Raw genomic sequence first — 18003 nt, 5'->3', positions numbered from 1 at the left:
GGCTTGTTCCTGGGAAGTTTCCGGCGGAGAGCGATCACGGCGCTAGACTCACGACGGTGTTCTACTGGCTGATGAAGTACGTCGTGATCGGCCCCGTGGTCAAGGCGATCTTCCGTCCCTGGATCGTGGGCCGCAAGAACGTGCCCGCGAGCGGTGCGGCGATCCTCGCCAGCAACCACCTCTCCTTCGCCGACTCGATCTTCCTGCCCCTGGTCATCGACCGGAAGATGTCGTTCCTCGCGAAGAGCGACTACTTCACCGGGCGCGGTCTCAAGGGATGGGCGACCAAGTTCTTCATGAGCGCCACCGGACAGATCCCGATCGACCGGTCGGGTGGCAAGGCGTCCGAGGCGTCGCTGAACACGGGGCTCCAGGTGCTCGGCGGGGGAGACCTGCTCGGCATCTATCCCGAGGGCACGCGCAGCCCCGACGGAACGCTCTACCGCGGACGCACCGGCATCGCGCGGATGGCGCTGGAGGCGAAGGTTCCCGTCGTGCCCGTGATCATGGTCGACACCGATACGGCGATGCCGATCGGGCAGAGACTTCCACGGATCGTGCGCGTCGGTATCGTGATCGGCGAGCCGCTCGATTTCTCGCGCTACGCGGGGATGGAGAACGATCGGTACATCCTCCGTTCCGTCACTGACGAGATCATGGTCGCGCTGCAGCGGCTCGGGGAGCAGAAGTACGAGGACGTCTACGCGTCGACCGTGAAGGACCGTCTTCCGGTCCGCGTCACACGACGTTCCTGACGCCGACGACGCGCCGCACGACCACTAGGCTGGGAGGATGCTCCCGCACGATATCGACGCCCTGGACGCGTGGCGCTCGCTCCCGATCAAGCAGCAGCCGCAGTGGCCCGACGCCGAGCGCGTCGCCGAGGTCTCTCGACAGATCGCGGCCCTGCCGCCGCTGGTTTTCGCCGGCGAGGTCGACAATCTCCGCGACCGTCTCGCCCGCGCGGCTTCCGGCCGCGCCTTCCTGCTCCAGGGCGGTGACTGCGCCGAGACGTTCGCCGGTGCGACCGCCGAGCAGATCCGCAACCGCATCAAGACGGTGCTGCAGATGGCCGTCGTTCTCACGTACGGCGCCTCGATGCCCATCGTCAAGATGGGCCGTATGGCCGGGCAGTTCGCCAAGCCCCGCTCGAGCGACTCCGAGACCCGGGGCGACGTCACGCTGCCGGCGTACCGGGGCGACATCGTCAACGGCTACGACTTCACCGAGGGCTCGCGCCAGGCCGACCCGGGACGCCTGTTGCAGGGGTACCACACGGCGGCATCGACGCTGAACCTCATCCGCGCGTTCACGCAGGGCGGGTTCGCCGACCTGCGTGAGGTGCACTCGTGGAACAAGGGGTTCGCGCAGAACCCGGCGAACCAGCGTTACGAGCGCATGGCGGCCGAGATCGATCGCGCGATCAAGTTCATGGAGGCGGCCGGCGCCGACTTCGACGAGCTCAAGCGCGTGGAGTTCTTCACGGGCCACGAGGGTCTGCTCATGGACTACGAGCGCCCGATGACGCGCATCGACTCGCGAACCGACACGCCGTACAACACGTCGGCGCACTTCCTCTGGATCGGGGAGCGCACGCGTGACCTCGACGGTGCGCACGTCGATTACTTCTCGAAGATCCGCAACCCCATCGGGGTGAAGCTGGGGCCGACGACGACGCCCGAGACGGCTCTCGAGCTCATCGACAAGCTCGACCCGAACCGTGAGCCGGGACGCCTCACCTTCATCACGCGCATGGGTGCCGGAAAGATCCGTGACGCGCTTCCGCCTCTCCTCGAGGCCGTGCGCGACTCGGGCGCGACCCCGCTGTGGGTCACGGACCCGATGCACGGAAACGGCATCACGACGCCGACCGGATACAAGACGCGTCGTTTCGACGACGTGGTCGACGAGGTGCGCGGGTTCTTCGAGGCGCACCGCGCCGTCGGCACCTTCCCCGGCGGCATCCACGTCGAGCTCACGGGCGACGACGTGACCGAGTGCCTCGGCGGATCCGAGCACATCGACGAGGCCGCACTGGCGACCCGGTACGAGAGCCTCTGCGACCCGCGCCTGAACCACATGCAGTCCCTCGAGCTGGCGTTCCTCGTCGCCGAGGAGCTCGAGAAGCGCTGACACCGCATCTTCGACCGACGAAGGCCGCACCCCGGATTCCGGTGGTGCGGCCTTCGTCGTCGTGTGCCTTCGTCCAGGGAACGGCGGATGCCGAGGCCGGGGATCTAGAAACCGCTGCTCTTGATCTGCAGAGTGACCTGAGCACCCTTCCGGCGTTCGGACTCGGGTGCGGGGTCCGTCCCCGACACCTCCGTGAAGTCATTCGGGAACGCATTCCAGATGACGTTCCATGTGGGTTCGAACCCAGCATTCCGAAGGGTCTGCGCGGCCTCATCACGGGTCATCCCCGTCACATCGGGAACCGGGAACAGCTCCGGCCCCTTCGAGACGATCAGCTGGACAGTGTCACCGGGGCGCCAGTTGCCCTCTTCGGCGCGGTCCGAGACGCCGATCACGATGTCCTTGTCGACGTCCGAGCTGAAGACGTACGACGACTCGCCCACGATCAGGCCACGCTCGGTCAGGGTCGAACTCGCTTCGCTGACGGACATCCCCGAGACATCGGGGAAGGCGCCCGCCGAGATGTAGAGCTCGATCGTGTCGGCCTCGAAGAGGTCGCAGCCCTCAGCGCAGGCGTAGGCCTCGCCGCCGGCACGCGGTGTGGCGAAAGCGTTGATGACGATGCCCTCGGCGGCGTCGGAGAAGAGCACGACGGTCGTCTCCGCGACGTTCACGTTGATGCTCGCGAGATAATCGCGCGCATCCTCCTCCGCCCGCCCGTTGAGAGTCTCGACCGTGTGCGGAGTCGGTCCGGCGGACACGATCACCGACACGACCGCTCCCTTGTCGAGGCGCTTGCCCTCACCGGGATCTGTCTCGATCACCGTGCCCGGCTCGACGTCGAGCGAGAAGCGGTCCTCCTGTCGAGGGGAGAAGCCGTCGGCGGTGAGTGCGTCCGCCGCCTCGTCGTAGGTCATTCCCGCGACGCCGGGAACAGCCACGAGCGAGCCGGGCCCGGAGCCGAACCACCAGCCGACGCCGCCGGCGAGTACTGCGAGCAGCAGGACGAGAGTGAGGAGGAACGCGCCGCGTGCGCGCCGTCGCGACGCGCGCCGCCGCAGGAGCGTGGCGTTGTCGACGGTCTGCGGCACGGGGGCGACGGGATCGGTGACGGCCACCGTCGCGGGCATGACCTTGGTGAGATCCCCGGAGTCGCTCGCGGATCGCACCGGTGGCGAGGTGGTCGCCGCGGCGGGGGAGACGCCGAGCTCGCGCTCGATCTCGCGCAGGCGGTCGAGCATCTGCTTCGCGTCGTCGGGGCGTTCGTCGGGGGACTTCTCGGTCGCCCACAGCACCAGTTCGTCGAGTTGCTCGGGCACGCCGGGGTTGCGAGCGCTGGGGCGCGGAACCGACTCGGTCGCATGCTGGAAGGCGATCTGCATCGGCTGCTCGCCCTTGTACGGCTGCTCGCCGACCAGCATCTCGTACAGCATGATGCCGAGGGCGTAGATGTCGCTTCGCGCGTCGGCGGTGCCTCGGGTGACGAGTTCGGGAGCGAGATACGCGATCGTGCCCAGCAGTTGCTGACCCGTCGCCGTGTTGGCGGTGGTCGCACGGGCGAGACCGAAGTCGCCGATCTTGATACGACCGTCCTCGGCGAGGAGCACGTTCTCGGGCTTCACATCGCGGTGGACGATGTTCGCCCGGTGCGCGGCGGACAGCCCGGACAGCACGGCATCCATGATCGTGATCGTCTGCGTGATCGTCAGACGCTTCTGCTCGCGGAGGAGTTCGCGCAGCGTGATGCCCGGAAGGTACTCCATCACGAGGTAGGCGAGCTCGCCGTCCTGCCCCTGATCGAACACGTTCACGACGTGCGGATCGGCCAACCGAGCGGCGGACCGGGCTTCCTGGATGAACCGGCTCTGGAACGCCGAATCGTCGCTGAGGTGCGCGTGCATCACCTTGAGAGCGATGCGGCGCTCGAGGCGCAGATCGGTCGCGACGTAGACGGTAGCCATGCCGCCGCGGGCGATGCGCGCACGCACGCGGTATCGGCCGTCGACAAGCCGCCCGATGAGGGGGTCGGCTTGCTGGTTGGACGTCACGTCAGAATTCTATGGAGAACTGCCTGAAAGGCCGGGGAGCGCCTCACCCCTGAGGGCAACCCGATTTCAGAACGCGCGGTCACTGATACAGGGCGAGCCAACGGTGGGCCGCTGTCTCCCACTGTCCGTAGCGGAGCGGGAAGGCCGAGATCTGCACGGCCTGGGCGGCGTCCGTGAACGCCATCGACTCCCAGCCGGGAACGTCGAGAAGCCCTCGGGTCGTCCGACCGTTCGGATCGCTCGGACCGCCGTAGAAGACGCGCGTGCTGCGCTCCGCATCCCGGATCTGCTCGGGCGTGCCCCAGCCGGTGCTCGGTCGCTGCTGGAAGATCCCGAGCGAATCGCGGTCTCCCCAGTCGAGGTTGCGCAGGTCGGACTCGACCATCCCCGTCGCCAGTGCGATCGCGATGCCGTGATCGGAGACGCCGAGTTCGCGGCCGATGCGGATGATCAGTGCGGCGTTCGCCGCCTGCTCGGGGGAGAGGTCAGCAGACTTCTGCGCGGGTGCGGCGTCGACGGGCGCGGGGGCCGCAGCAGGTGCGGGAGCCGCAGCAGGTGCAGGGGCCGCTGCCGGGACGGATGCGGAGACGGAGAGGCTCTGACCGGGGTAGATGATCGAGGATCTGTCGAGCCCGTTCGCGGTGAGAAGAGCGTCGAGCGGGATGCCGTGGCGCTGGGCGATGGCGAAGAGGGTGTCTCCGGCGGCGACCGTGTAGGTGGCGGGCGCGGCGGCGGGAGCCGGTGCGGGGGCCGGTTCCGGCGCGGCAGCGGGTGCTGCCGGCGCGGATGCGGAGACGGTGAGGCTCTGGCCGGGGTAGATGATCGAGGATCTGTCGAGCCCGTTCGCGGTGAGAAGAGCGTCGAGCGGGATGCCGTGGCGCTGGGCGATGGCGAAGAGCGTGTCTCCGGCGGTGACCGTGTACGTCGCGGGAGCGGATGCGGGAGGAGCAGTGGGCGCGGGTGTGCTCGCAGCTGCCTGTGGGGCATCGAGCCGCAACTCCTGTCCGGGGAGGATCACGGAGCTCGCGTCGAGCCCGTTCCACGCGAGCACGTCCGCGGTGCGCAGGCCGAAGCGCTGAGCGATGGCGAAGATCGTATCGCCGGGGGCGACGACGTAGTCGGTCGGCGGGGCTTCCGTCGGTGCGATGCGGTGCGGAACACCGTTGAGGCGAGCGGTGGACGAGGCGTCGACGGCCACATCGGCTCCGGCGGGGGCGGCGACCAGCACGCCGGCGAGTGCGCCCAGGACGGCGGCCGGTAGGCCGAGCGTCGCGTACCGCTGGCGACGGGAAGAGGTGTTCGGTGTCACGAGGGGCCCCCTTTTCGAACCCTGCCACGCTGACACGGAAGTAAACGGAAGTCAACAGGAGTGAAAGAAGTGACGTCTGTGAAAGAAGGCATCTCAGAATGCACGTGCGGCTTTGAGATGAGATAGTTGCTGGGTGTCTGAGAACGTTGATGGAACCCCCGCCCTGGAGTGGCTGACGCTGCCCGATCTCGTCGAGGTGCTCGACGAGCCGCTCGGCAAGGTGCGTCGCCTCATCGACGAACACCACCTGATCGGTTCGCGTCGCACGGGCGTGTTCGCCGTTCCGTCGCTCTTCATCGTCGACGGGCGTCCGCTCAGTTCACTGCGTGGAACGATCATCGTGCTGCAGGATGCCGGGTTCACCGATGACGAGCTGATCGATTGGCTCCTCGCCGAGGAGGAATCGATGGGGCGCTCGCCGATCGCGTCGCTGCTCGCCGGCCACAAGAGCGAAGTCCGCCGAATCGCCCGCACCCTCGCCTGAGGGCTTTGCGCAACCGCTCAGGCGGTACGAACGGTGGCTGCCCGAGCGAGATCGCGGAGGCCGCTGACGGCGGCGTTGTCGAGGCGCGCCCCGACCAGACCGCGGTCGGCCTCGCGGGCGTAGTCCGCGATCATGGCTTCGACACGATCGAGCGCGCCGGTGTCTCGGATGGTCGCCTGGAGGTACTCGACCTGCCGAGGCTCGAGCTCCGGGTCGCCGAGCATCTCGTCGACGACCCCGCGGGCGGGGCGGTCGAGGGCTTCGCGGGTGAGGGCGATCAGCACGGTGCGCTTGCCCTCGCGCAGATCGTCTCCCGCGGGCTTGCCGGTGACCGATTCGTCGCCGAAGACGCCGAGCACGTCGTCGCGCAACTGGAAGGCCATGCCGACGGGGTGGCCGAAGCTCCGCAGGGCCGTCAGCTGTGATGCATCCGCTCCAGCGAGCGATGCGCCGAGGACGAGCGGCTGCTCGATGCTGTATCTGGCCGACTTCAGGGAGGCCACGCGGAGTGCGCGGTGCGCGTGCTCCGCGTCGTCGTTCACCCTCCACGCGGATTCCTCGGCGATGTCGAGATACTGCCCGACCGTCACGTCCCTGCGCATGCGGGCGTACTCGCGCCGCACGTCTGCGGCGTGAGCGTGATCGGTGATGGCGGACTCGACGAGGTCGTCGCTCCACGCCACGAGCAGGTCGCCGAGCAGCACCGCGCTCGCGCGCCCGAACGCCTCGGCGTCTCCGCTCCACCCGGCCGAGCGATGCGCGCTCTCCAGGGCACGATGCGCGGCCGGTCGGCCCCGACGCGTGTCGGAGTTGTCGATGATGTCGTCGTGCACGAGCGCTGCCGACTGGAAGATCTCGAGCGCCGCGCACGTGTTCCAGAGCGCTTCGCCTTCGGTCGCGTGACGATCGGCCGCACGCGCGACCGCCTGCCATCCCGCGTGGCAGAACCGGGCGCGCAACCGCTTTCCGCCCACGAGCGTGTCGGCCGCAGCGTCGATGAGAGCGACGGCATCGGGGCCGTACTCGGTCGACTCGGCGCGCATCCTCTCGACGAACTGCTCCAGGCGGGAGGCGACGGCTTCGACGATCGGGGCGGGGGAGGACACGACTCCCAGCATACGTAAAGCAATGAGGGGGCGAACGGCTAGCCTCTGAGCGCCGCGCGCGCGTAGAATGGAACGCACGATACCCGAGGGGGACGAAATGCCACTCTCCGAACAGGAGCAGCGTCTGCTCGACGAGATGGAACGCCATCTCCTCCACAACGACGCCGACGTCGTGAGCGCGCCTTCGGGCGATCGCGCACTGAGCTATCGGAACCTCGTCTACGGGGCTCTCCTCGTGCTCGCGGGCGTCGGCGGTCTGGTCGCCGGCGTGATCGTGGGCGACGTTTGGGGAATCGTGATCGGCGTCGTCGGGTTCGCCGCCATGCTCGCCGGCGTCATGCTGGCCGTCACTCCTGTGCGCCGTTCCGCACCCGCCGCGAATCCCTCCGAGAAGCCGGCCGCCAAGCGGCAGGACTCCGCGTCCTTCATGGACCGGATGAACGATCGATGGGATCGCCGCCACGAGGGGAACTGACCCCACTCACTTCTGAAGGCCCGGATGCTCTGAGCATCCGGGCCTTTTTCGTGCTCTGCGCGTTTCTCGGCGTCCCCTCTTCCCTCCACCGGTCCTCCACTGGCCCTCCACCCTCCTCCACCGCAGAATCATGCGGAACTTCGGACCTCCGTGCCGATCTCGGTGGGAGAATACTCGGAATAATCGTAGGAATGTGGAGGGAAGTGGAGTAAAGTGGGGCGCACCTCGAGTTGGCCGGACGGAGAGGGGGTGATGGCTGATGTTGTTGGGGACGCATTCTCCGAAGCTGGACGACAAGGGAAGGGTCATCCTTCCCGCGAAGTTCCGCGAAGATTTGGGTGGCGGCATCGTCGTCACCCGTGGTCAGGAGCGCTGCCTCTACGTCTTCAGCACGGCCGAGTTCGAGGCGATGCACGAGCGGATCCGCCAGGCGCCACTCGCGAACAAGCAGGCGCGTGACTTCATGCGCCTGTTCCTCTCCGGTGCCAGTGCGGAGATGCCCGACAGCCAGAACCGCATCACCATCCCGCCCCACCTGCGTCAGTACGCGGGCCTGCAGAAGGAGCTCATCGTCACCGGAGTCGGCGCACACGCCGAGATCTGGGATGCCGAGAGCTGGAACGCCTACCTCGCCGCCGGCGAGGAGACCTACGCCGATCTGGAGCAGGAGGTGATTCCGGGCCTGTTCTGACCACGGCTGTGATGCCCCGCCGCTCCCGCCCCGACACACTTCCCCGGTGCCGGGTCGCGAAGCGGAGGGGGATCAGAGCCGAAGGTCACCCGAGAGAGATCATGAACCTCCGAGACATCCACACCCCTGTCCTGCTCGAGCGCTGCGTCGAGCTGCTGGCTCCCGCCCTCCAGGCCGACGGAGCCGTGCTCGTCGACGCCACGCTGGGAATGGGAGGGCACGCCGAGGCGTTCCTCGAGCGCTTCGACAACATCCGTCTCATCGGCCTGGATCGCGACACCGATGCGCTGCGGATCGCCGGCCAGCGGCTCGAGCGCTTCGCCGACCGCATCTCCCTCGTCCACACGGTCTACGACGAGATCGGTCTGCACGCGCAGGGCGCCTCGGGCATCCTGTTCGACCTGGGGGTGTCGTCGTTGCAGCTCGACGAGGCCGACCGCGGCTTCGCGTACTCCAAGGACGCGCCGCTCGACATGCGGATGGACCAGACCAAGGGCGTCACGGCCGCCGACGTCATCGCGACCTACAGCGAGGGCAATCTCCGCCGGATCTTCGAGCGCTACGGCGAGGAGAAGCTCGCCGGCCGCTACGCCCGGTTCATCATCGACGCGCGGCAGAAGAAGCCGATCACGCGTTCGGCCGAACTCGTCGACATCCTGCAGGCGGCGACGCCGGCGGCCGCCCAGCGAGCCGGTCACCCCGCCAAGCGGGTCTTCCAGGCGCTGCGCATCGAGGTCAACGCCGAGCTGACGGTGCTCGCGGACGCCATCCCGCCGGCCATGGACGCACTCGGCGTCGGTGGGCGCATCGTCGTCATGTCGTACCAGTCGCTCGAGGATCGCCTGGTCAAGCAGGCGTTCGCCGCGGCATCCGCATCGACGGCTCCGCAGGGGCTTCCCGTGGAACTGCCCGAGCACGCCCCGCGATTCCGCGTGCTCACCAAGGGCGCTGAACTCGCCGACGAGGCGGAACGCGCCCGCAATCCGCGAGCCATCCCGGTGCGTCTGCGGGCCGCTGAGAAACTTCGGGAGACCGCATGAGCGCGCCCGCCGTCGTCCGTCGTCCGGCGCAGCCGGTCGCTCCCAAGACCGCGTCCCCGCGCCGGCTCCAGCCCGTCACCGCTCCCGCGACCCGCCGCAAGCCGAAGCTCGCCTACGCCCTCGTCGCGTTCGCCGGTGCGCTGCTCATCGGCGGTGTGCAGATCGCGCTCTCCCTGGCGATCACGCAGGACTCCTTCACGCTCGCCGGGCTCAGCTCGCAGCAGCGGGAACTCGACCTCCAGGCGAGCGCCCTCCAGGAGGAGCTCCTCGGTCTCAGCTCTCCGCAAGAACTGGCGACCGACGCCGCGGCGCTCGGGATGGTCGTCGCGGGCTCCCCGTCGTACCTCCGTCTCAGCGACGGCGCGGTGTTCGGCACCGGAGCCGGAGCCGACTGGACCTCGACCGTCGATCCGAACGGCGCAGGTGCCGTGAGCAACGCACTGATCACACCGCCGCCCGCCGCGGAGGAGGCGGCTGCGGACGGAGATGCGGACGCCCCCACCTCGGGCCAGGATCTCCCGCCCGCCATCACCGACGGCCTCCCCAGCCCAACGACGCACTGACCACGAACTGACGGAGAGATCCCATGACGACACGCGCCACACGCGGACCGCGGCGACGCACTGTCGTCGCCCTTGCGGTGATCCTCTCGGTGCTGGCGGCGTTCGTCGTGCGGCTCGTCGACATCCAGGTGGTCAGCGCCGATGCGCACGTCGCCGACTCGCAGAGCTACATCGGCGGCAGCAACACGATCACCGGTCAGCGCGGCACGATCGTCGACTCCGCGGGCATCCCGCTCGCCGAGAGCGTGCTGGTCTACGACACCGAGCTCAGCCCGCTCGTGATCACGCAGCTCGAGGAGAAGGATCCCGAGCTGCCGTGGGCCGAGGCATCCGAGAAGATCGCCGCGATCACCGGCCAGACCGGCGATGAGGTGCGAAAGCTCGTCGCCGACGCACTGGCCGTGAATCCCAAGAGCCAGTACGTCGAGCTCAAGAAATCCCTCACCACCGAGCAGCACATCGAGCTGCGCGACCTCAAGCTCGCGTACCTCCACCAGACCGCGCGCGAGACGCGCGTGTATCCGAACGGCGCGGTGGCGGGAAACATCGTCGGCTTCCTCAACGGCAGCGGCGAGGCGCAGGCGGGCATCGAGAAGATGGACCAGTCGTGCCTCGCGCCGACCGACGGCGCGAAGACCTACCGCCAGGGCAAGGACGGCGTCGTCATCCCCGGCAGCGAGAAGATCACGGATGCCGTCGACGGCGGCACCGTGCAGCTCACGATCAACAGTGACCTCAACTGGTACCTGCAGCAGATGATCGCCGAGGAGGCGCAGGCGCAGGGCGCGAAGGGCGGCACCGTCACGGTCGTCGAGGTCAAGACGGGCAAGATCCGCGCCGCAGCGGAGTGGCCCTCGCTCGACCCCAACGACCTCGACGGTGCGAGCCCGTCGTCGTGGGGGAGCCAGATCTTCCACCGCGACTTCGAGCCCGGCTCGACGTTCAAAGCCATCACCGCCGCAGCCGTGATGGAGGGCGCGGGCGTCACGCCGCTGAGCACCGTCAGCGCCGCATCGAAGGAGACCTTCCCGAACGGCGCCGTGATCAACGACGCCTTCACACACCCCGCGTACAACTACACGCTCGCCGGCGGCCTCATCGACTCCTCCAACGTCGCGCTGTCGAAGTTCGGAACCATGGTGAGCCCCGAGGTGCGCTACGACTACCTGCAGCGATTCGGCGTCGGGGAGGACACCGTCGGATTCCCCACCGAGGTCTCCGGCATCCTGCATCCCGTGAGCGAGTGGGACAGTCAGTCGCTGTACACGACGACCTTCGGTCAGTACTTCACGGTCACGGCCGCGCAGGTGGCGGGCGCCTACCAGGCGATCGCGAACGGAGGCGAGAAGATCGACCTCTCGCTGGTGGAGTCGTGCACCCAGCCCGACGGCACGGTCGTCGCGGCCGACGAGCCGCAGCACGACCGGATCATCACCGAGCAGACCGCATCCGACCTCACCCGGATGCTCGAGAACGTGGCGGTGCAGGGCGGCAACGCCGATCGCATCCAGGTTCCGGGGTATCGCGTGACGAGCAAGACCGGTACCGCGCAGGTTCCCGACGGCAAGGGCGGCTACAAGGCCGGTGTCTACTTCACCAGCATGGTCGGGTTCGCCCCGGTCGACGACCCGCAGTACGTCGTCGTGGTCACCCTCGACGAGCCGACTAAGGTTGTATCGTCCGCGGCAACCGCATCCGCCTTCCAAAAGGCGATGACGCAGGTGATGAAGACCTATCGCGTGATGCCGTCCTCGACTCCCATGGACGAGTTGCTGCCCAAGTTCGAATAGCCGGCGAGAGCCGCGCCTGGAGATGTCATGATCGCCCTGTCGCTCGCTGAGATCGCCGAAGCCATCGGCGGTGAGCTGCGCCTTGCCGGAACCGATACGGCCGGCACCGTCGTCGACGGCACCGTCGACACCGATTCCCGCACCATGGGTCCGCGTTCGATCTTCGTCGCGAAGCCCGGTGCCGAGACCGACGGCCATCGCTTCGTCGGAGCCGCCGTCGATGCGGGGGCCGCGCTCGCGATCGTCGAGCACGCGGTCGACGTCGAGGTGAGCCAGATCGTGGTGGCGGATGCCGTCGTCGCGCTCGGCGCACTCGCACGGGAGGTCGTGCGCCGCGTGCGGGAGAAGGGCGACCTCAAGATCGTCGGGATCACCGGCTCGAACGGCAAGACGACCACCAAGAACTTCCTCGCGCGCATCCTGTCGGACGAGGGCGAGACCGTCGCCCCCGTCAAATCGTTCAACAACGAGGTGGGTGCCCCCGTCACGATGCTGCGCGTGACCGAGACCACGCGTTTCCTCGTCAGCGAGTTCGGCGCGGCCGCGCCCGGCAGCATCGCGCATCTGGCAGGACTCGTCGAGCCGGACGTCGCGGTCGTGCTCATGGTCGGGATGGCGCATGCCGGCGGCTTCGGCGGCATCGAGGAGACGGCGAAGGCCAAGTCCGAGCTCGTCGCCGCCGCCAGGGCGACCGGCACCGCCGTTCTCAACGTCGACGACGCGCGCGTCGCGGCGATGCGTGACCTCGCCGAATCCCGCGGCATGCGCGTGGTCGGCTTCGGACAGAGCCCGGTGGCCGAGGTGCGTGCGCACGACATCGAGGTGTCCGCCTCGGGAACCCGGTGCGTCATCGAGACCGCGGGACGGAGCATCCCTCTCGATCTCCGGGTGCTCGGCGCGCACCACATCACCAACGCCCTCGCCGCGATCGCCGCCGCGGGAGTCCTCGGCGTGTCCGCGGAGGACGCCGTCGCTCGCCTCGCGACCGTCGAGATCGCGGAGCGCTGGCGCATGCAGCCCCTCGGCAACGAGCGCGTGCGCATCATCAACGACGCCTACAACGCGAGCCCCGACTCGATGGCGGCCGCCCTGCGCACCCTCGCGCAGATCACCGGTCCCGACGAGCGCACCGTCGCCGTCCTCGGAGCCATGAGCGAGCTCGGTGAGAGCGCGGGGGAGGAGCACGACCGTATCGGTCTGCTCGCCGTGCGCCTCAACATCCGCCGCATCGTGGTCGTCGGCCCCGAGGCCCGACGCCTCTACCTCTCCGCCGTGGGCGAGGGATCCTGGGACAGCGAAGCCGTGCACCTGCCCGATCAGGATGCCGCCTTCGAATACCTCCGTTCCGAGCTGCGCGACGGCGATCGCGTGCTCGTCAAGTCATCAAACTCCGTGGGCCTCCGGCATCTCGGCGATCGTCTGGGAGAATTGTTCTCGTGAGGTCACTCATCATGGCGGCGGCGATCTCGCTCGCCTTCACCCTTTTCCTGACTCCCGTCTTCCTGCGGCTCTTCCGCAAGTGGGGCTGGGGGCAGGTCATCCGCACCCCCGAAGCGCTCGAGAACCCGAGTCACGAGGCGAAACGCGGCACACCGACGATGGGCGGTGTGATCTTCATCATCGGCACCATCGTCGGATACTTCACCGGCGTGTACGTCGGCGGCGCGGTGCCCGCGCTCTCGGCCCTCCTCGTGATCTGGCTCATGATCGGCTTCGGCGCGGTCGGCTTCATCGACGACTACATGAAGGTGCGCAGTCAGCGCAGCCTGGGTCTCTCGGGCTGGCGGAAGGTGATCGGCCAGCTCCTCGTGATCGTCCCCTTCGGGATCGTGGCGCTGAACTTCCCCAACAAGTTCGGGCAGACGCCCGCGAGCGAGTCGATCTCGCTGTTCCGCGACATCACCTGGCTCAACCTCTTCGCCTTCGGCGTGATCATCGGCTGGGCCCTCTACCTCATCTGGATCGCCGTGATCGGGGTCGCGACCTCGAACAGCGTGAACCTCACGGACGGGCTCGACGGCCTCGCGGCAGGCGCCGGAGTCATCGTCGTCGGTGCGTACAGCCTCATGGCGTTCTGGCAGTACAAGCAGCCCTGCGTCGGTGAAGGCGTCGACATGGGGGCCCTCGCCGGCTGCTACGAGGTGCGCGACCCGTTCAATCTCGCCATCATCGCCGCATCCTTCGCCGGTGCCCTCATCGGGTTCCTCTGGTGGAACGCCCCGAAGGCCAAGGTGTTCATGGGCGACGTGGGTTCCATGGCTATCGGTGGTGTCATCACCGCCCTCGCGATCCTGACCCGCACCGAGCTGCTGCTCTTCGTGATCGCGGGCGTGTTCGTGCTCTCCTCCGGATCGGTGATCCTGCAGCGCGCGTACTTCAAGCTCACGCGCGGCAAGCGCCTGTTCCTCATGAGTCCCTTCCATCACCACCTCGAGATGCGCGGCTGGGCCGAGGTGACCATCGTCGTCCGACTGTGGATCATCGCGGGTCTCCTGGCGGTCTCGGCCGTGGGGCTCTTCTACGTCGAATGGCTCACCCGTGTCGGTTGACGAGAGGCTGCGCACCCTCACCAGCTGGAACGCCGACTGGAAGGGTCTGAGGGTCGCGGTCCTCGGACTCTCGATGACCGGGTTCTCGGTCGCCGACACCCTCACCGAGCTCGGTGCCGACGTCCTCGTGCTCAGCGAGTCCGCCGACGAGGAGTACGAGCGCCTGGTCCCCGTGATCGGCGCCCGTCTCGAGATCGGATCGCTCGCGACGGTGCCTGCGGCCCTCACCGACTTCGACCCCGAGGTGGTGATCGCGTCGCCCGGCTTCGCGCCTGCGCATCCGATCATCCGGTGGACGCAGGAAGCCGGGATCGCGCTGTGGGGCGACATCGAACTCGCCTGGCGAGTGCGCGACAAGGTCGTGCGCGACGACGGCACTCCGGCCGAGTGGGTGCTCATCACGGGGACCAACGGCAAGACGACCACGACCCAGCTCACCGCAGCACTGCTCGTCGAGGGCGGGCTGCGCGCCGCGCCCTGCGGCAACATCGGCGTGCCGGTGCTCGATGCGGTGCGCGACCCCGCCGGATTCGACGTCTTCGTGGTCGAGCTCTCCAGCCATCAGCTCTGGTACCTCGGGCTCTCGCAGCCGGAGGGGGAACTCTTCCCGCACGCCTCCGTCTGCCTCAACCTCGCCGACGACCACCTCGTGTGGCACGGCAGCGCCGAGGCGTACCGCGACGCGAAGGCCTTGGTCTACCGCAACACCCGCGTCGCGTGCGTCTACAACAAGGCCGATGAGGCCACCCGGCGCATGGTCGAGGAGGCAGAGGTCGTCGACGGGGCGCGCGCGATCGGGTTCGACCTGGGAACACCCGGACCCAGCGATCTGGGAGTCGTCGAGGGCCTGCTCGTCGACCGGGCCTTCCTCGACGACCGGGCCCGTAGCGCGCTCGAGATCACCACGGTCGCCGATCTGCAGCGGGTCGGCCTCGTGGCTCCGCACATCGTGCAGAACATCCTCGCCGCGAGCGCGCTCGCGCGCTCGCTCGGCGTCGAACCCGAGGCGATCCACTCGGCACTCGAATCGTTCCGGCTCGACGCCCACCGCATCCAGGTCATCGCCACGCACGCGGGCATCACCTGGATCGACGACTCGAAGGCGACGAACCCGCACGCCGCGGCATCCTCGCTGCGCGCGTACCCCGGTTCGGTGTGGGTCGTGGGGGGAGATCTGAAGGGCGTCGACATCGCCGATCTCGTCGCGAGCTCCGGCGGAACGGCACGCGCCGCGGTCGTGATCGGAGTCGAGCGAGCCTCCGTCGTCGCGGCATTCGAACGACACGCGCCGACGGTGCCGGTGTTCGAGGTGGATGCTGGCGACACTGGAGATGTCATGAATCGTGTCGTGGAGATCGCGGCGGGGATCGTCGACGACGAGGGCACGGTTCTGCTGGCCCCGGCGGCGGCATCCTTCGACCAGTTCACCAGTTACGCGGATCGTGGCCATCGCTTCGCCGAGGCGGTGCGCACGTGGATCGACCGGGGGAGTGCCGATGACGCAGGTGGCTCGCCCTCCGCGTTCTGAGTCCGGCGGTCTCGCCGCTCGGGTCTCGCTCGGGCGCCGGTTCACGCCGGTGTCGACCGAGTTCCTGTTGATCGCCTCGACCGCGCTGCTCCTCACCCTCTTCGGGCTCGTCATGGTGCTCTCGGCGACGAGCGCGACCGCCGTCGCGAACGGCTCCAACCCGATGAGCGGCGCACTGCGCCAGGGGATCTTCGCGATCCTCGGCATCCCGCTCATGTTCCTGATCAGTCGGTTGCCGGTGCGCTTCCTCAAGAAGCTGGCCTGGCCGGCTCTGTTCGGAGCGGTCGCGCTCCAGCTCCTGGTCTTCACCCCGCTCGGCGTCGCCGACGGCGGAAACCGCAACTGGATCCAGCTCGTCGGCTTCCAGATGCAGCCCTCCGAGTTCCTGAAGCTCGCGCTGTCGCTCTGGATCGCGTACGTGCTGCTGCGCAAGCACGCGATGCTCGGAACGTGGCATCACGTCTTCATCCCGGTGGTGCCGGTCGGCGCGCTCGCGATCGGCACGGTGCTCGCGGGTAAGGACCTCGGCACCGCGATGGTGCTGGTCCTCATCCTCCTGGGGTGCCTGTTCTTCTCCGGGGTCAAGCTGCGGCTGTTCATCATCCCGGTGATCATAGGCGTCGCCGCGGTGCTCGCGTACGCGCTCTCGAGCACCGACCGCATGCGGCGCATCACCGCCAATTGCGATGACATGGCCCTCTACAACACGGACTGCTATCAGTCGATCCACGGCATCTGGGGGATGGCCAACGGCGGCATCTTCGGCCTCGGGCTCGGCAACTCCCAGGAGAAGTACGGGTGGCTCCCCGCTCCCGGCAACGACTTCATCTTCGCGATCGTCGGGGAGGAGCTCGGCCTGATCGGATGCATCGTCGTGCTCGCCCTCTTCACGTTCTTCACCGTCGGCGCGTTCCACATCATCCGCAAGACCGACGATCCGTTCATCCGGGTCGCCGCGGGCGGGATCACGGTCTGGATCGCCGGACAGGCCGTCCTCAACGTCGGCGTCGTCGTCGGGCTCTTCCCGGTGATGGGCGTTCCGCTCCCGTTCATGTCGCAGGGTGGCACCGCTCTCCTCGCCGTGCTCCTGGCATGCGGGGTGCTCCTCGCCTTCGCACGCACGCTCCCGAGCGGTGAGAAGCAGGAGTCCGCATCACGCACTCGAGCTCGCGGGGTGCGCGCAGCGCGGCGGGGTAGGGTCTCGGAGTGACCTCGTACCTTCTCGCCGGCGGTGGTACCGCCGGCCATGTGAACCCCCTGCTCGCCGTCGCCGATGGACTGGTCGCGCGTGACGCCGACGCCACCGTCCTCGTTCTCGGAACGGCCGAGGGGCTCGAGGCCCGTCTGGTGCCCGAACGCGGCTACGAGCTGCTCGTCGTCGACAAGGTGCCGTTCCCGCGCCGTCCGAACCGTCAGGCGCTGGGGTTCCCGCAGCGCTTCCGCCGCGCGATCGCGCAGGTGCGCCAGCACATCCGCACGCACGCCGTCGACGTGGTCGTCGGCTTCGGCGGGTACGCCTCGGCGCCGGCCTATGTGGCCGCGCGCCGCGAGGGCATCCCGTTCGTGGTTCACGAGGCGAACGCCAAGCCGGGACTCGCGAACGTGCTCGGAGCGCGCGGGGCGGCCGCGGTCGGCGTCGCTTTCGCGGGCACACCGCTGCGCGGCAGCGAGGTCGTCGGCATGCCGTTGCGTCGCGAGATCATCGAACTGGACCGTGCGGCGACCCGTGCCGAGGCGGCGCGGCACTTCGATCTCGATTCCGATGCGCCCGTGCTGCTCGTGTTCGGTGGCTCGCTCGGGGCCCAGCGTCTCAACGAGGCGTTCGCGGACTCGTGGGGTGACGTGCTCGCGGCCGGGTGGCAGCTGCTCCACGTCACGGGCGAGCGCAGCGACCTCGCCGATCCGGGGGTTCCCGGCTACGCGATGCGGCGCTATGTCGATCGCATGGACCTCGCCTTCGCCCTCGCCGATCTCATCGTCTCGCGCTCCGGAGCCGCGACGGTCAGCGAGATCAGTGCGCTCGGGATCCCGGCACTGTACGTCCCGTATTCCGTCGGCAACGGCGAGCAGCGGCTGAATGCGGCGTCCGCCGTCGCCGCGGGGGCCGCCCGGCTGCTCGATGACGGGACCTTCGACGGTGACGCCGTGCGCCGGGAGGTCGTGCCCCTGCTGGCGGATCGCGCGCGCCTGGCGCAGATGGCCGATGCCGCCGAGAAGGCGGGAACCCGCAGCGGCACCGAGAACGTCATCGCACTGGTCGATCGCTCGCTGAGCGCCCGGAAGTAGA

16 protein-coding genes are annotated in these 18003 nt (G+C 68.5%); 13 read left to right on the top strand and 3 right to left on the bottom strand.

What is annotated here, in order from left to right; translation table 11 throughout:
- Positions 1–56 precede the first annotated feature (56 nt).
- Complete coding sequence (locus ACZ5Y9_RS11755; protein WP_247622072.1) at positions 57–755, top strand: lysophospholipid acyltransferase family protein; 699 nt, start codon at positions 57–59, stop codon at positions 753–755.
- 37 nt (positions 756–792) lie between these two features.
- Positions 793–2133 (top strand): class II 3-deoxy-7-phosphoheptulonate synthase, encoded by a 1341-nt coding sequence (locus ACZ5Y9_RS11750; RefSeq protein ID WP_247622073.1) that lies wholly within the window; start codon positions 793–795, stop codon positions 2131–2133.
- A 104-nt stretch (positions 2134–2237) separates the two neighbouring features.
- Here the strand turns inward: ACZ5Y9_RS11750 and pknB are convergent, their stop codons facing one another.
- Both pknB and ACZ5Y9_RS11740 read right to left on the bottom strand, forming a co-directional pair.
- Complete coding sequence (pknB, locus tag ACZ5Y9_RS11745; RefSeq protein WP_247622074.1) at positions 2238–4181, bottom strand: Stk1 family PASTA domain-containing Ser/Thr kinase; 1944 nt, start codon at positions 4179–4181, stop codon at positions 2238–2240.
- Between the two features lie 79 nt (positions 4182–4260).
- Positions 4261–5490 carry a LysM peptidoglycan-binding domain-containing protein gene (locus ACZ5Y9_RS11740; RefSeq protein WP_464471403.1) on the bottom strand — a complete coding sequence of 410 codons (1230 nt, stop codon included), beginning with the start codon at positions 5488–5490 and terminating at the stop codon, positions 4261–4263.
- A 133-nt stretch (positions 5491–5623) separates the two neighbouring features.
- Between ACZ5Y9_RS11740 and ACZ5Y9_RS11735 the strand changes: the two genes are divergently transcribed.
- Complete coding sequence (locus tag ACZ5Y9_RS11735; protein ID WP_464471402.1) at positions 5624–5974, top strand: Rv2175c family DNA-binding protein; 351 nt, start codon at positions 5624–5626, stop codon at positions 5972–5974.
- A 17-nt stretch (positions 5975–5991) separates the two neighbouring features.
- Here ACZ5Y9_RS11735 and ACZ5Y9_RS11730 read toward each other — a convergent pair whose 3' ends face one another.
- Positions 5992–7092: a polyprenyl synthetase family protein gene (locus ACZ5Y9_RS11730; RefSeq protein ID WP_464471401.1), complete on the bottom strand. Its 1101-nt coding sequence runs from the start codon at positions 7090–7092 to the stop codon at positions 5992–5994.
- An 85-nt stretch (positions 7093–7177) separates the two neighbouring features.
- Between ACZ5Y9_RS11730 and ACZ5Y9_RS11725 the strand changes: the two genes are divergently transcribed.
- The 10 genes from ACZ5Y9_RS11725 (at position 7178) to ACZ5Y9_RS11680 (ending at position 18002) form a co-directional block, all read left to right on the top strand.
- Positions 7178–7555 (top strand): DUF3040 domain-containing protein, encoded by a 378-nt coding sequence (locus ACZ5Y9_RS11725; protein ID WP_247622078.1) that lies wholly within the window; start codon positions 7178–7180, stop codon positions 7553–7555.
- A gap of 259 nt (positions 7556–7814) precedes the next feature.
- Positions 7815–8246: a division/cell wall cluster transcriptional repressor MraZ gene (gene mraZ / locus ACZ5Y9_RS11720; protein WP_247622079.1), complete on the top strand. Its 432-nt coding sequence runs from the start codon at positions 7815–7817 to the stop codon at positions 8244–8246.
- A gap of 101 nt (positions 8247–8347) precedes the next feature.
- Entirely contained in the window at positions 8348–9286 is a 939-nt protein-coding gene (gene rsmH, locus ACZ5Y9_RS11715) for a 16S rRNA (cytosine(1402)-N(4))-methyltransferase RsmH (protein WP_247622080.1), read from the top strand.
- A complete protein-coding gene (ftsL, locus tag ACZ5Y9_RS11710; RefSeq protein ID WP_247622081.1) occupies positions 9283–9849 on the top strand; it encodes a cell division protein FtsL in 567 nt (188 codons plus the stop codon). Before rsmH ends, ftsL begins: the two co-directional genes overlap by 4 nt.
- 23 nt (positions 9850–9872) lie before the next feature.
- Entirely contained in the window at positions 9873–11639 is a 1767-nt protein-coding gene (locus ACZ5Y9_RS11705) for a peptidoglycan D,D-transpeptidase FtsI family protein (RefSeq protein WP_464471400.1), read from the top strand.
- A gap of 27 nt (positions 11640–11666) precedes the next feature.
- Positions 11667–13079, top strand: coding sequence for a UDP-N-acetylmuramoyl-tripeptide--D-alanyl-D-alanine ligase (locus ACZ5Y9_RS11700; RefSeq protein ID WP_464471399.1), 1413 nt, complete (start codon positions 11667–11669; stop codon positions 13077–13079).
- Positions 13076–14188, top strand: coding sequence for a phospho-N-acetylmuramoyl-pentapeptide-transferase (gene mraY, locus ACZ5Y9_RS11695; RefSeq protein WP_247622084.1), 1113 nt, complete (start codon positions 13076–13078; stop codon positions 14186–14188). The genes ACZ5Y9_RS11700 and mraY overlap by 4 nt, the downstream gene beginning before the upstream one ends.
- Positions 14178–15716 carry a UDP-N-acetylmuramoyl-L-alanine--D-glutamate ligase gene (murD, locus tag ACZ5Y9_RS11690; RefSeq protein WP_247622085.1) on the top strand — a complete coding sequence of 513 codons (1539 nt, stop codon included), beginning with the start codon at positions 14178–14180 and terminating at the stop codon, positions 15714–15716. The genes mraY and murD overlap by 11 nt, the downstream gene beginning before the upstream one ends.
- The gene (gene ftsW / locus ACZ5Y9_RS11685) at positions 15685–16926 is read left to right on the top strand and encodes a putative lipid II flippase FtsW (RefSeq protein ID WP_464471398.1); all 1242 of its coding nucleotides are present in this window, start codon (positions 15685–15687) and stop codon (positions 16924–16926) included. Before murD ends, ftsW begins: the two co-directional genes overlap by 32 nt.
- Complete coding sequence (locus tag ACZ5Y9_RS11680) at positions 16923–18002, top strand: UDP-N-acetylglucosamine--N-acetylmuramyl-(pentapeptide) pyrophosphoryl-undecaprenol N-acetylglucosamine transferase (RefSeq protein ID WP_247622087.1); 1080 nt, start codon at positions 16923–16925, stop codon at positions 18000–18002. Before ftsW ends, ACZ5Y9_RS11680 begins: the two co-directional genes overlap by 4 nt.
- Position 18003 lies beyond the last annotated feature (1 nt).

This window comes from Microbacterium sp. T3-8 (genome assembly GCF_055398145.1).
Note: the sequence above shows the minus strand (reverse complement) of the source record. Positions and strands in the feature narration are given on the sequence as shown.

Excerpts from the sequence above, each read along its gene's own strand:
- ACZ5Y9_RS11750 (WP_247622073.1), top strand. The coding sequence starts at position 793 with ATGCTCCCGCACGATATCGACGCCCTGGACGCGTGGCGCTCGCTCCCG.
- ACZ5Y9_RS11730 (WP_464471401.1), bottom strand. The coding sequence starts at position 7,092 with ATGCTGGGAGTCGTGTCCTCCCCCGCCCCGATCGTCGAAGCCGTCGCC.
- ACZ5Y9_RS11725 (WP_247622078.1), top strand. The coding sequence starts at position 7,178 with ATGCCACTCTCCGAACAGGAGCAGCGTCTGCTCGACGAGATGGAACGC.
- mraZ (WP_247622079.1), top strand. The coding sequence starts at position 7,815 with ATGTTGTTGGGGACGCATTCTCCGAAGCTGGACGACAAGGGAAGGGTC.
- rsmH (WP_247622080.1), top strand. The coding sequence starts at position 8,348 with ATGAACCTCCGAGACATCCACACCCCTGTCCTGCTCGAGCGCTGCGTC.
- ftsL (WP_247622081.1), top strand. The coding sequence starts at position 9,283 with ATGAGCGCGCCCGCCGTCGTCCGTCGTCCGGCGCAGCCGGTCGCTCCC.
- ACZ5Y9_RS11705 (WP_464471400.1), top strand. The coding sequence starts at position 9,873 with ATGACGACACGCGCCACACGCGGACCGCGGCGACGCACTGTCGTCGCC.
- ACZ5Y9_RS11700 (WP_464471399.1), top strand. The coding sequence starts at position 11,667 with ATGATCGCCCTGTCGCTCGCTGAGATCGCCGAAGCCATCGGCGGTGAG.
- ftsW (WP_464471398.1), top strand. The coding sequence starts at position 15,685 with ATGACGCAGGTGGCTCGCCCTCCGCGTTCTGAGTCCGGCGGTCTCGCC.